This is a genomic window from Globicatella sulfidifaciens DSM 15739 (assembly GCF_900167405.1).
Lineage (GTDB): Bacteria > Bacillota > Bacilli > Lactobacillales > Aerococcaceae > Globicatella > Globicatella sulfidifaciens.
The window spans coordinates 50,574-64,634 of sequence record NZ_FUWO01000013.1 but is presented as its reverse complement, the minus strand read 5'-3'; the positions used below and the strand labels follow the sequence as shown (position 1 = coordinate 64,634).

At 36.1% G+C, this 14,061-nt stretch carries 15 protein-coding genes; 2 read left to right on the top strand and 13 right to left on the bottom strand.

Annotated elements, in window-relative coordinates:
- The 7 genes from B5D12_RS07560 to B5D12_RS07530 form a co-directional block, all read right to left on the bottom strand.
- On the bottom strand, positions 1–326 hold a 326-nt coding region (locus tag B5D12_RS07560), incomplete at its 3' end, for a class I SAM-dependent methyltransferase (RefSeq protein ID WP_143412066.1).
- A complete protein-coding gene (locus tag B5D12_RS07555; protein WP_000228166.1) occupies positions 307–1,176 on the bottom strand; it encodes a nucleotidyltransferase domain-containing protein in 870 nt (289 codons plus the stop codon). The genes B5D12_RS07555 and B5D12_RS07560, both read right to left, overlap by 20 nt.
- 102 nt (positions 1,177–1,278) lie before the next feature.
- Positions 1,279–1,524: a single-stranded DNA-binding protein gene (locus tag B5D12_RS07550; RefSeq protein WP_000567889.1), complete on the bottom strand. Its 246-nt coding sequence runs from the start codon at positions 1,522–1,524 to the stop codon at positions 1,279–1,281.
- Between the two features lie 143 nt (positions 1,525–1,667).
- The gene (locus B5D12_RS07545; RefSeq protein WP_078756243.1) at positions 1,668–3,233 is read right to left on the bottom strand and encodes a recombinase family protein; all 1,566 of its coding nucleotides are present in this window, start codon (positions 3,231–3,233) and stop codon (positions 1,668–1,670) included.
- 3 nt (positions 3,234–3,236) lie between these two features.
- Positions 3,237–3,650 carry a serine integrase family protein gene (locus B5D12_RS07540; protein ID WP_078756242.1) on the bottom strand — a complete coding sequence of 138 codons (414 nt, stop codon included), beginning with the start codon at positions 3,648–3,650 and terminating at the stop codon, positions 3,237–3,239.
- A complete protein-coding gene (locus tag B5D12_RS07535) occupies positions 3,650–5,212 on the bottom strand; it encodes a recombinase family protein (protein WP_078756241.1) in 1,563 nt (520 codons plus the stop codon). The genes B5D12_RS07540 and B5D12_RS07535 overlap by 1 nt, the downstream gene beginning before the upstream one ends.
- 54 nt (positions 5,213–5,266) lie before the next feature.
- The gene (locus B5D12_RS07530; RefSeq protein WP_078756240.1) at positions 5,267–5,494 is read right to left on the bottom strand and encodes an SHOCT domain-containing protein; all 228 of its coding nucleotides are present in this window, start codon (positions 5,492–5,494) and stop codon (positions 5,267–5,269) included.
- Between the two features lie 171 nt (positions 5,495–5,665).
- Between B5D12_RS07530 and B5D12_RS07525 the strand changes: the two genes are divergently transcribed.
- The gene (locus tag B5D12_RS07525) at positions 5,666–5,998 is read left to right on the top strand and encodes a hypothetical protein (RefSeq protein ID WP_078756239.1); all 333 of its coding nucleotides are present in this window, start codon (positions 5,666–5,668) and stop codon (positions 5,996–5,998) included.
- Between the two features lie 83 nt (positions 5,999–6,081).
- On the top strand, positions 6,082–7,029 hold the full coding sequence (locus tag B5D12_RS07520) for a DUF6602 domain-containing protein (RefSeq protein ID WP_078756238.1): 948 nt from the start codon (positions 6,082–6,084) through the stop codon (positions 7,027–7,029).
- Between the two features lie 53 nt (positions 7,030–7,082).
- Here the strand turns inward: B5D12_RS07520 and B5D12_RS07515 are convergent, their stop codons facing one another.
- The 6 genes from B5D12_RS07515 to B5D12_RS07490 form a co-directional block, all read right to left on the bottom strand.
- Positions 7,083–7,790, bottom strand: a complete 708-nt coding sequence (locus B5D12_RS07515; protein WP_078756237.1) for an N-acetylmuramoyl-L-alanine amidase — start codon at positions 7,788–7,790, stop codon at positions 7,083–7,085.
- Positions 7,787–8,197: a phage holin family protein gene (locus B5D12_RS07510; protein WP_078756236.1), complete on the bottom strand. Its 411-nt coding sequence runs from the start codon at positions 8,195–8,197 to the stop codon at positions 7,787–7,789. The genes B5D12_RS07515 and B5D12_RS07510 overlap by 4 nt, the downstream gene beginning before the upstream one ends.
- A gap of 76 nt (positions 8,198–8,273) precedes the next feature.
- Positions 8,274–10,745, bottom strand: coding sequence for a glycosyl hydrolase family 18 protein (locus B5D12_RS07505; RefSeq protein WP_078756235.1), 2,472 nt, complete (start codon positions 10,743–10,745; stop codon positions 8,274–8,276).
- Positions 10,742–11,323: a hypothetical protein gene (locus tag B5D12_RS07500; protein ID WP_200803011.1), complete on the bottom strand. Its 582-nt coding sequence runs from the start codon at positions 11,321–11,323 to the stop codon at positions 10,742–10,744. Before B5D12_RS07500 ends, B5D12_RS07505 begins: the two co-directional genes overlap by 4 nt.
- A 9-nt stretch (positions 11,324–11,332) precedes the next feature.
- A complete protein-coding gene (locus B5D12_RS07495; RefSeq protein ID WP_078756234.1) occupies positions 11,333–11,527 on the bottom strand; it encodes a hypothetical protein in 195 nt (64 codons plus the stop codon).
- A gap of 11 nt (positions 11,528–11,538) precedes the next feature.
- Entirely contained in the window at positions 11,539–14,058 is a 2,520-nt protein-coding gene (locus B5D12_RS07490; protein WP_078756233.1) for a phage tail spike protein, read from the bottom strand.
- Between the last annotated feature and the right edge of the window lie 3 nt (positions 14,059–14,061).

Here is a 14,061-nt window from a genome sequence, read left to right as displayed (position 1 = left end):
ACATCAAAGCTCTCCTCTGGGAAATCCACATCTTCTATGGCACAGCATTCATATTCAATCTGTGGAAAATGGGTTTTTCCTTTTGCTACTTCGAGCATTTTATGAGAAATATCAACACCTACTACAGAGGAAGCACCGTTTTCCATCGCATATATACAGTGCCATCCATAGCCGCATCCTAAATCAAGCACACGCTTACCCTTAAAATCAGGTAGCATCTTTTTCAAAGTCTCCCATTCTCCCGCCCCAGCCAGTCCTTTCTGCGAGCGACTCATTTGACTGTATTTTTGAAAAAATATATTATCATCATATTTGTTTTCTTTCATCTGAACTCTCCTCGTTTAAAAAGTTATTTATCTCCGATACAATTTCATTCACTTCATTATAAAGCTTCTCGGTCATGTCGTAGCATTCAAAAAGTGAGATACCGAGTACTTCAAAAATATGATTTACCTTCTCGGTATATTTTTCAGGTTTATGTTCAAAAGTTTCAAGCAGTTTTATAGCTTTCTTTTCGTTGATACAATAAGCATTATTACATGCAAATAACACTTGATTTAAACATGAAACTATACGAAAAACATGACCCGCAATATAATATTTATCGTCTGTTCCCGAATTTGCTTTTACAAACATTAAAGAGAACCCTGCTTCAAACATAAAAAAGTTAACTAAACTTTTCTGCAAAGCATTGGGATAAGTTTCTGCCTGTTTTTTTAATTCGCATAAGCTTTCATTCTTAGCATATAGTATTTTGCTAATCGCTAATTCTCCTCGATACATTGCACTAATATAACCATGGGGATGCCCAGTCTGATAATTGGCAGTAACAATTCCGTGCTCTGTATCTTTCATTATTTGTTCCACACGTTTAATATCACGTAAAATTAAATCCACATGATACCCGTTTATGACTAACCATCCGCCGCCATTAATCCAATCACCCCATGCTCCGGGAGGTACAACAAGGTTATTTCTATGCTCATCATCCAGCTTTGTAGCGAATTGATTAATAGTATTTATGTCAAATGATTCTGAATTGTAATAGATGCCGATATCTATATCCGAATCCTCTGTATGGGTGCCCCTTGCACGTGAACCACCTAAAACAATACCTTCTATATAAGACAGAGAGGATAATTTCTCTGCTACTGATTTAATAATATTATCTACCATCAAGCATGCTCCTTTTATCGATTCACTGCTGTAAAAATTCCAAGCCAAATCTTTTGCTTCTACTCAACATATTTATAATTTTTTTAATTTCACAAAAGATAGTTAAAACTTATCAATTGTCTTTTTATACCTCTGCTGATTAGATGAAGTCTTTTCAATAGCCTTTAAATTACCATTCATTTTGCTAACATGGTTTAAAAATAACGTTCCAAGCAGAAGTCGATCCTTTCTGGGTATCCTATTCCACACATATCCCTTGAATAAATCTTTAACAAGAAAAACTTCGCCATCATTTAGATTTTCAGTTTCTCTAATAGCTTCTTCCAATAGCTCATTTACATCAATCATGTTGTCCACTCCTTATTAATAATAATATCAACAACATTGTTGATATTATTATACGTATATTCACAGTCAAAGTCAATCCGTAAATAAGAAAAGCCACCAATCAAGGAAGTAACACCTCTCAATTGGTCGCCATTTCTGATATCCTATATCTCAATATCTATTTCAACACCTGATTTAAATTCAACAGTGAGCTTATCATCAAATACCGTAACTTTTTCAATAAGCCGCCTTACTAATTGCTCATCATATTCCTCCAACTCGCAGGATTGTTCATTTAAGAAATCAGTCATTTCAGCGATTCGTTGCCTTTTTCCTTCACGCTCTGCATTCTCTGCAAGTGCATTTTGCTTCAATTCTCGAAGGCGGTAAATTTCATCAGCCACATCTTCATAGTCATTCTTGGACTTTGCTTGTATAAGAAGCTGTTGTTGTAATTCTTCCAATTTGCCTTCAATATCATCGGTGGCATTATCATTTTCTTCATTAAATACAGTAGCTATGTTTTTCTGCAAGGTTGAGAGGAAGGGTTCTTTGTTAGCCAAAAGCTCGTTAATAGCCTTGACCACTGCTGTCTGCAATGTTTCCTCGTTTATGGTAGGAGCAGTGCATTCAGACCCTTTTTCCTCCAATCGGCTAACACATCTCCAAACAATAGACTTGTAGCCTCTGTTATTCCAATGTACCCGTCGGTAAATATCGCCGCAGTGTCCGCAGTAAACAATACTCGATAAAGCATACTTGCTGCTATAGACTCGCTTTTTACCGCCTTTGCGGCCACGAAGATTTGCTCTTCGAACCATCTCTTCTTGAACTTGCATAAAAAGCTCCCTTGGAATAATCGGCTCATGGCTGTTTTCTACATAATACTGGGGAACGATGCCGTTATTCTTGACCCGCTTTTTAGAAAGGAAATCAACCGTATATGTCTTTTGTAGAAGGGCATCACCGATGTACTTTTCATTCTGCAATATCTTTTTTAGTGTTTCTGGTCTCCATTTGGCTTTGCCTGCCGCTGTAAGAATACCGTCTGCTTCTAGTCCTCTTGATATTTGTAAAAGACTAGCTCCTTCAAGGTACTCTCTATAAATCCGTTTAACAACCTCTGCACCCTCGGGGTCGATGACTAGTTGCTTGTTTTCATCCTTGGTGTATCCAAGGAAACGCTTATGGTTGACCTGGACTTCACCTTGTTGATATCGATACTGAATGCCCAGCTTAACGTTCTGACTTAAGGATTGGCTTTCCTGTTGGGCAAGGGAAGCCATAATAGTCAGCATAATTTCACCCTTGGAATCCATGGTGTTGATATTTTCTTTTTCAAAGAATACAGCGATGTTTTTATCTTTTAACTGACGGATGTATTTAAGGCAGTCTAACGTGTTTCTGGCAAATCGGCTGATGGATTTTGTAATGATCATGTCTATTTTTCCTGCCATACATTCCTCAATCATGCGGTTGAACTCTTCACGCTTTTTGGTATTTGTACCTGTGATACCATCATCCGCAAAAATCCCTGCCAATTCCCATTCCTTGTTTTTCTTAATATAGTTTGTATAATGTTCAATCTGAATTTCATAACTTGAAGCCTGCTCCTCACTATCCGTTGAAACACGACAGTAAGCAGCTACTCTCAACTTTTGCTTATCACTTACTTCCCTTGTTCTTCTAGATCTTGCAGGAATAACTGTAACATTTCTTGAATTTCCCATAATCTAAGTCACCACACTTTCTATTAAACTGTAAACATATTCTGCTTGTTTATATGGGTTGTCATGTTTGATATCGATAGATGGTAAAGTGAATGTGGGAATTTCAAACGGGGTTTCTTCTTGTTTTTTATTTAGTCTTCCTAATTTTTTTGCCCGTTTATATCTTTCTATCTTCACTTTTTCAAATAATTCTTTTGATATTAAGGTAGGAAAAATATCCGTTCCTAAGTATCTTTCATCCGTTAATATTCGGGTAATACCGCCATGATTTCGCTTTATTTCCGCTTCCTTAGCGGCATTTGCTAATGACAATCCTGATAAATACGCTTGAAAAAGATGCTGCAGTTGTTTCAGCTCTTCTTTATTTATGACTACTTTACCGTTTTCAATTTGATAGCCAAATGGTGTATGTGCCATCACCTATTCACCTCTTCCTTTAGCAACAAGCCACTTTTTAATAAAAAACCTATTTTTGTTGACGAGTGTATATAAACCTTTTCAATATATTCGTTAAATATCGTCTCTTCAAATGATGCAACTTCCTGTTGTTTATCGGTGAAACTCATCAGTCTTTTCAGTTCGTAGACTTGTTCTTCTTCGTTGCGAATAAGTCGTAGCAACCGTTCTTTATCCTCCAACAACTCATTAATTTGCTTGTCCATCTTCGCCCGTTGTTCTTCATACAATTTCTGTTCTAAAAACTTATCATCCATTAGCTTTTTCAACATTTGACTCTTTGCATAGCCTTCGGTCAACTGTAGTTCAATGTGATCGAGTTGCTCCTCTGTATCTTGTTTAAAGCCATTTTTCACTGTTTCAAATAGCGGATGCAGTATTTCTTTACGAGCAAATATAAGTTTGTTCATCATCGTAATAAATGCCTGATGAATACGTTCTTCCCTTATAAATAGCATCGAACACTCATTTTTGTTTTTAATATGTGTAGAACAGCACCAGGCAATATATTTACTATGCGTGGAAGTGTGTATTCTTCTTTTAAATGTATCGCCACATTCTGCACATTCAATCTTTCCTGAAAAAGGATAGCGGTTTAAATACTTCCGACTTCCAGCAGCTACATTCTTTTGACTAGCTTGGTATTCTAGCATTTGATTAGCCGCTTCAAATTCAGCATGTGTGATGATGGCTTCATGGTGATTTTCAATTAGGTATTGATCAAGTTCACCTTGATTAACCTTTCGATTAAAATGTTCATCTGTAAAAGTTTTTTGAAGCAGCACATCTCCCGTGTATTTTTCGTTCTTAACAATTCCACGTATCGTAGACCCTGTCCAATTGCCGTTTCGCTTTGTTGGAATTCCTTCTTCATTTAACTGCATGGCAATTCGTTCTGTTCCCATTCCTTTAAGCACACTATTAAATATCCGCCTGACTACTGGTGCTTGTTCTTCATTTACAACCACCATTTCATTGATATAATCGTAACCGTATGGCGGGTACGATAACTTGTAAGTCCCTCGTTTAAATCTTTGTCTAATCGACCATTTACTATTTTCGGAAAGTGACACTGATTCATTTTCTGCTAGACTACTTAAGATTGAAAGCATAAGTTCACTTTCCATCAAATTTGTATTGATGTTTTCTTTTTCAAAATAAATGTGTACACCTAAATCCATCAATTTTCTGACTAACTCCAAGCAGTCAATTGTGTTTCTCGCAAACCGACTAATTGATTTCGTTAAAATGAAATCAATCTTTCCTTTTTCACAGTCAGATATTAAGCGAAGCAGTTCAGGTCGTCTATCCTTTTTCGTCCCTGTGATACCTTCATCACTATAAATATCAACGAGCTGCCATTCATCATTATTTTCAATCAAAGTTTTGTAGTGTCGTCTTTGTGCTTCTAAACTAATAAGTTGATCCTCATTTGATGTTGATACACGTATATAGGCAGCAACCTTTTGTTTCGGTTTTGTCTCTGAAGATGTTCTCACATCAAGTGTTGTTATCCTTCTCATCCACTAGGACCTCCCTTCTGGTACGTGATACATTAGCGTTAAAACACTGTTATATCAAGGTTTATCGCACATTAAAGGACCTAATAAAGGATTGAATTTTTGACGATTTAATTTGCTTATTTGATTGAATTCTTCTTGTGAAATAAGTTCTTTTTCACGTAGTTTCACAAGCATTTTTTCAGCAAGGTGGAAATGAAGTTCATTTTGAAGTTGGTCTTTAGTTGGCTTAGATGGTTTGTGGTTTGGTATTTGATTTTCAAATAAGAGTTGTGTCATTCGCATATGGTTCTCCTCCTAAATAGTCTTCTACCTATATGCGAAAAATAATGAGGATTCGAACCCCTATTTATTAAATAAAATTACCAATAGATTTAAACATGATATAATATTAGCTATACATAAAAACGGAATATTGCAATAATTTATGAGTTTTAAATAAAGTGAGGTGATTTTATGGAGACTTCAAAAAGCGTTATTTTCCCTAATGAAATGTTAGATGATATGGAAATAGAGGATACATTTTTTCCGACTAATTCAAACGAAGTCGGAATCGCTGTTCTATCCCATTTCCAAGATTCAGTACATATCATGCGGATCTATCAGCTACTACTTAACAAAGATTCTGGTTCGTTTGAACCCATACAGGAGTTGGCATCATTTTCTTTTGCTACTAGGGAACATTTTGATGATTTTCTTAAAATGTTACCAAATATGACTGGATTAGAAATGTTGATGCTACTAAACCCTATAAGCGATCCAACTGCCACTGACATCAACTTAAATTAATTTTACACTTGACGCTAACAGACTATGAGGTTTACTAACCCACCTTATTGAATTTTAGAAATCTTGAAAGGAGCATATGAATTTTGAAGAGAAATGATTTATATGATTTTATTAAGAGTACAATGAGAGAAATGAAAGACGAATACATACGAATACAAAAGCGAACTAAAGAGGATCCTGGAACCGCTGGAGATCAAGGAGAAGAAAATTGGGCTACGCTTCTCAGAGATTGGCTTCCTGCTAATTTACAAGTCGTTACAAAAGGAAGAATAATCAATGAAGAAGGAGACGCTAGCCCACAAATTGATGTTTTAGTTTTAAATCCAGAATACCCACGAAAATTAATTGATAAAAAGTTATACCTATCTGGTGGAGTTCTAGCTGCCTTTGAATGTAAACTTACTCTTAGATCCGAACATATTAAAGATGCAATTAACACTGCTAAGTTTCTTAGTAAATTACAAAAAACAAATTCTAATTCAACTCCTTATCAAGAATTGAATCGTCCAATCATATATGGTCTGTTAGCACATTCTCACTCATGGAATTCAGATACATCCAATCCAAATCAAAATGTTGAAAATAATTTAGAAAGGTTTGGGACAGAAATTACCGAACACCCTAGAGAAATGCTTGATATTTTATGCGTAGCTGATTTAGCTTGTTGGACAGCCTTCAAGACGGCATATATGGGCCCTCTAAATGGAATTGATAATGCAGAAGAAATTTATGGCTTTAGAGAAACAACAATGACATCTTATAATCAATTTTCATATTTAAATAATGACAATGATTATTTTTCTCCTATAGGAACACTAATTTCTTCCTTATACCTTAAACTTGGTTGGCATAATCAATATACACAAAGTTTGTCAAAGTATTTTAATACTATGAATTTAACTGGAAGTGGCCAAGGCATTCAACAACATTGGGATTTTAATGCAGTATTTTCTGAAAATTTAAGAGGTCAAATTTCACAACGAGGATTCAGTAATCATATATGGGACGAATGGTCTCTAACATTTCCCTAAATCATAAAATAAACGCTCCTCTAATTACTTAATTAATTAGAGGAGTTGCTAATTTATTCATACTTCACAAATGCATCTTTAAAGCCTGCTTTCTTTGCTTTTTCTAACTGCTTATCTGCATTCTTTTTAACACTATACGCACCAATCTGAACACGATATAATTTCTTACCGCCAGTTGATGGCTTAGACGTTGACGTACCTTTCGCTAATTCCTTCTTCACATCTGCCCGAAACGTATCCATTGACTTACCATGCTTTGAAAACCAATGACGTGGATCCCCATGGTTACTCGCAATTTTCTTTTGATAGCCTTCATAATGACCGATAATATTTTTCTCGGTTAACTTGTATTGTTTACAAAGATAAGCAGCAAGTTCAACCGCTTCTTTATAAACCTTATTAAAGTAAGTTCTATCTGTTAAATTATCTTCACAGATTTCAAAACCAATATGTGTGTTGTTTGCATCACCTCCCGCATGCCATCCGCGGTGATTCCAGGGTAACGTTTGGTAAGTGGCAATCGATCCATCTTTTAACTTTCCGATAAAAGCATGAACACATACTTGTCTGCCATCTGGTCGTGGCTGATTCCAATGATTGTTGTATTGATTCTTTCCTAACAAACCATCATCTGGGCCAACGTAACGTTTTAAATTCGGATTGTTTGCCCCTGTGCTATGAACCATAATTCCCTTCGGTGTGATTTTCCTTCCAGCTTTGTAACATTCATTCTTCGTTAAATACAACTTCTTTAAATTCATGATTCATTTCCTCCTTTATTGTGTAACTGAGCAAGTGCATTTTTCAACTTCTCAGGTATTGGTAAACCCAAGCGTGAAGCATTTTCTAGCATAGAAATTCCTTCATTTGAACAATAAAAAAAGATGACTGCTGTTCTAAGAACACTGCCATCTCCTATTAAATGTGTGTCAATCATATGCCCGACACCTACCAGTATAAAAATTAATACCTTCTTAAATATCCCTCGGTAACCAATCTCACTTGATAGTTCCTTATCAACAATTGCACACATAATTCCAGTGATATAATCAGCAACAACCAATATGATCAAGGCATACAAAAAGCCATCTAGCCCTCCTAAAAACCAACCAATAAATCCACCTAGTGCTGTAACGATGATTTGTATCCAGTTCCATACGTCCTTCATTGAATATTTCCCCCTTCAATTTTAAAAACATCTATATAAAAAGGGTGTCCACATTTTGTAGACACCCTTGAATTATTCATATTTGTTTGGGTAATGCTTCCCACACTCGCATATCTTCCTGCCCTAATGACCAAATGGCAATCCCTCGTAATTTCCATCGGTAAGCCGCTTCATTTGCCCAATAAACCAGACTATCGACATCTTGATAATAAAGAATCGAAAAACCATCGGCATCTCCTAGAAATAATCGTGATATCCAAAGATTAATATCCTTTGGTTTTATTTTGACGGTATAATCATTTCCCGCAATTAGTGGTAATTCTTGTGAGTGGAAGAAATCATAATCCATTGATATATCATCATTTCTTGTGCTTATTTCTTCTACATCATTATTTACTTTAAAGACTTGGAACTCATTATCCCAGGTAACTCCTGTTCTTGGTATTCTTCCAAATTCTACTGTGTTTCCATTTGGAAAAGTTATATCTACACTTTCATATGGTTCGTATGTCCATGCATCTCCTAAACGGAGTAAGTCAGATATCATGCGGTTATCTGAACGAATTCCTGCATAGCCTCCACTGAAATCATTTATATCCACTTTAAATCTGAATGTGTTTGCTGCCCCGGAATACACCCTGACAGAATTATTACGAATTCGCATTTCAATCGTGTACAGATTAGGAGCAGTTCGTAAATTAGCGTTTGATGTTCGTTCAATTTGAACATTATAACTACCCAGTAATGAATTACTTTTATACAACTCTAGACGTTGAGAAGTATAATTTAAACAGCAAAACAAATCTCCACAAAAAACTCCTGCTCTCCCACTTCCGTTTTGTGGGAATCCAATTCTTGCTCTAATGTGTATATCTTTAAAATCTGAATATCTCCATGTCAATTCACCTTTTCCATCAAGCTGTGCATAAGGACGTGGATTGTTAAAATCATCTTTTTTCCATACTTCCCATTCACCGCTTAGGGTTGTCCAATAATTGCTAGGTAGCGGATTTTCATCCCTGAAGTCTTCGTACCAAATAAGGGCTGAGTCTGGTTTTCTTCTCAATACTTCGGTCGTTAATTTAAATGCCCGGTCAGGTTCTACCATTTGACCATTTACCCCTTTAAATTTTCGCGGGGCAAGTAAAAATTCCGCTTTACCCGCGCTAGATGATTGCCTGAAGTCAGAGCAGACCCTAAAACCATAAAACTGAACACCAGGAATTCCTGCTTTAACTTTAATGGTATGTGTACCTGCTGATAAGGATATATTCTTCTTTAATGTTAACCAGCAAGTCGTTCTCCAATAAGGCCACCATAGTCTACTTTCCTTAAAGGTTGTTTCATCATTATCAATTGATATTTTAATCGTATTTTTATCCCAAAAAGGAAAACCAATCCTTACTGCAATGTCATAAGTTCCACTAAATTGCAAAGTGAAATTGTATGTTGTTTCACCGTTTTCCCCAAGAGTAACCATCTGAGAAGAATCAGATACAATTCCCGCATGACTATCATAGTTACTTCCTAGACGATCAATAAATATATTTCCAAACTCCGTCTTTTGTTGTTTACTATACGCTGTTAAAAAACTTCTTCGGTTATAATCTTCTGCAATTAATGGATTGGTTCTCGTAACTGCATCTGGACCTTCCATGTAATCATAGACATGTGGCAATGCCCATGGGACTTTATCGTAATCATCCCAATAAGCAATGATAGGAATCATCGGTTGCGGTGGTGCATCATTTGTAAAGTTATAACCACCTGTCATCCAAAGTTGTGCAGCATAATAGGTGTTGGACGTACCACGATAAACCCTATTTAAATTCTGAGGAGTATCATCAATTCGCCAGTTCCAACCGTAACCTGGAAGACCTAAGAATATCTTCTTTGGAGACATGACGCTTGTTGCATAATTATAAATACCTTCCAACCAATCTCGCGGGGAAACAGGACCAGGAGCGGAACCCGCCCAAGCCATCCCATAACTCATAATCGCAGCCGTATCACAATAAGGATCTAAGTCTTCATAAACACACCAGTTTTCTCCACCAACAGAACCTTGAACCCCTGTCATTCCAGGTAAGCAGATATTGACTAGTTTTGATGAGTCATGTTGTTTGACAGTTTGATAGATATCTTTAAACAGGAGGTTCGCAGCATCTTTATTTTCATAACCACCACCACGTTCCAAATCAATATCAACACCATCACACCATGGATACTTATTCATGATTCGAACGATTTCAGATAAAAACTTATCCTTTGCACCATTTGTGTTATTTCTGATTGCTGTAAATATAGATGCCGTTCCATGATTCATGATTGTTAGCAGCCACTTTATATGAGGCCATTTATTTATATACGGCATCATGCTCGATATACTTGTCCCTGTTTCTTTAATAGTACCTGTAATATCTACCTCAAATGTAAATATACCAACCGTATCAAGCCTATCACCATATTTATTTAATGCTTCATACATTCTGGCATTCCCCATGAAACTCCACACCATTGTCTTTTTGCCTTCTAGATATTGACTCATTGTTTACCACTCCCTTCTTGCATCTCCTGGAATTCAAATAAAACTCGTGCTGCTTTTCCTTTCTCAAGTTCTACAATATGTTTACTATCAGACGCTGCAGTATATTGATAGAACCCTTCTTTCTCTGTTTTACTTTGATTTCGCAATACTTGTCTAGTGGAAGCCAATAATGAAAATGTATCATCCGAATTTGCGGCAGCTTTAAATTTCATACGGTGCGATCCATACCCTTGTGAAAGTTTGATACTTCCCGCTTTCATAGCCTGTAGTGGTGTAATATGACAATCTAGTCCAGTTGCAGTTGTACCTAGATTAAATATCACAACCGTTTCTTTACTTCTAACCACTCCATTATAAAAACGAACTGGGACACCCCCGTTTTCTTCTCTATATTTTTCAAGTGAAGTTTCTGTGTTTAAGACATATCCTGTTAGCTTATCGCCTTCTTGAAGTTGTATATCTGTATAATAAATCGTCCCCGTACAGTCTGTAACGAACAATTTTACAGTTATATTCACAACTCTTTTATCTTCTTTCACACGTATTGTTTCACTAAATCGAGTAAACTGTATCGCCATTCAAATCACCTAACCATCAAGTGTCCACTTTATTTCTGATACATGCCCAACCCACCCAGTAGCGATTGAGCCACCTTGTAATAGAAGATCCGTAAAATATACAGCTCCAGTACAATCTCTTACAAATAAACGGATTGTGATTCTTCTAATTTTTTCTGAACCTTTAGGATTTATTCCATGTGCAGTTTGAGTTAAAAACACCATTGCCAACACCTCTAATATAGATCAATGATTCGCTTTTCAATCGAGCCATCTTCGTATTCAATTTCCACTTCAATCCCTACTTGCCCATTTGGTCCTTTCTCTAAATTTTCAGAACCAATTTGTGCGGATATAGTATAATTCTTTCGATTTGCTGGATATACAGTTTGATACATAGATTTCGTCATTCCCAAAATACCTTCTGCTTTAAAGGATGCATCTCCGCTTGCACCATTGTTAGGGTCAACTGTAAAACCAGAATTCACCCAATACGTAAATCCATCATCTGCTCTGGAGTTTCTTAAATGGTTAAACGGTACTAAGTCTTTTATTTCCTGCCTATCAAGCACATCAGTATCGTGTAGCATGTCCGCAGCTTTATCCCACTGAGCTGATGAATCACCTAATTCTTTTAATTTTGTCGATAATTCAATCACTGTTTTCCATGGTTCTTGTAAATTATATTGTCTACGCACAATACGAGTTTTTACTTGTAATTTTAATTCTTTATCGTTTACCGTAACAATATCTCCTAGATCCCACTCTTCATGTTCATAACCTGTTAGTACGGATAAGTCCATAGCAGTTAAAACATAAGACACTCTTGGCTTTGCGTATTGACCTAACCTCATATTTGCAAACTCTAACATTTGATAAGGATTGCTAAATGATGAGGCATCAAGTGTTGCAATTCGAACTTCCGATGTAAAACTATAATCTTCTACATATGCTTTGTTATTATTGATAGATGAAAATGTCATGCCATCTTTACCGTATGCGTATAATCTTGTCACTAAACTTCTTGTATCCACTGTTCTTTGAATACTTTTCATATTCTTTCTATAGCTAAATAACGCACCACTATCTTTACCGCCAAATGTCAGTAAATGAACTAAACGATTCGCACTATCAAAAATTAAATCTCCACCATGGATATTTTGCACTTCTCGTAATATAGATAATGCATTTTTCTCCTCTGATTCCCACGTCCGCTTTGTAGTTACATTCACATTTCCAACAGACCACTCCGTTCCTTCTAACGCATATTTCATCGGGACATCAGCAATATCTGCATTAAATTCAATAGGCTGTTTGTCCGTACTAAAAGCTAAGTCATAAAAATCTGCTTCTGCATATACGTGAGTGATGATATTACCTTCTTGACTTTTTTCATCCGTTATCGTTCGTATGCGATACACATCGTCTACGATTTGAATTTGTTTTTCGTTTTCAATACTTTCCCTTTTTAAATCATGAAAAGGAATCTTAAACTCTAAGATGTCAGCACCATTAATTTCACTTGTAACAATGACATCAAACGCATTTTCTAAAACTGCATCCCAGGCCCCATTACTATCCAAAACGACAGGCCTAGCAAATCCAAGCTTTTCATAGGCGGGTTTTGGTATATCATGCAATATAACTTCTATTAGTTTCGGTGTTTTCGTTTCATCTTCTGTCGTTAAAGTAATGCGATAGCGGATATAAGCTCTATTAGGTGAAATTAATTCACCTGTTGGTCCAATTGTTTGCCACGAAGTCCAATCCTCTAGGTCATCTGATGTGGATGTTTCTACTAAACTAATCGCAGTTGTTCCAACAATATATTCACTAGTTACTGAAACTCTACCGTTGCCACCTAAACTACACTTTTTAGGCACTGTATAGAGTACACCACTACTTGGATACTTGTTATCTTCTTGCTTTAAAATAACAGCACCAGGTTCCGTTAATGCATCTACTTGGGATGCACTATCTGCACCATTTGCTTGAATAGAAGATTTAAAATGTAAGTGTATATCTTCCATTGTTAACTTTGAATCTTTCTCAAAAAACCAATCATCAAAACCACCAGCATAGTAATACGTATCTTGTAACATACCCATGACAATGTCAGCGGTACATTCTTCATTCAATACACCTGTATAATTTCTTACAAGTGATTGCCAAGTCGCCCCATTCGACCTATCACCGATAAAGTTTTGAATTGTTTTATCAGTCCTATTTATGATTGTTGTGATAAAATACCAACCATTATTTACAAAGCTAATACTTGGTGTCTCGGATGTATCATAAATTAATGTCCCCGCGTTGTTATAAAGCATTAATCGTAGTCTACCTTGATATAAAGATATATAGAAAATTGGTTGTCCTGGTCCATTTCTTGTACTAAATATAGGAATAAATGTTTGACCGATTGAATAGGTTGTTGGATTTATCCAGCCACCGACAACAATTTTCTCCCCTAAATCAGTAAAAAAGCTACCATCATTGGTAGCGGTGAGATACGTCTTTTCACTTGTTGGATTGACAATATTCTGTCTGAAAAATCGCCCAAACTTCCCTGCCACTAAACTGGCAGATGTTCCAGACCAATTTGATATAGTAAAATGATGATTATTTGTGCCACTATCTATCAGCTGACTTTCATTTGGTTGTGATTCATTAAAACGCCATAATGCAACTGTTTCATCATGAATCGGAAACTCACCAGTAAAATCTGTTTGAGTTGTTACAACCGATTTAATCGCCATAAT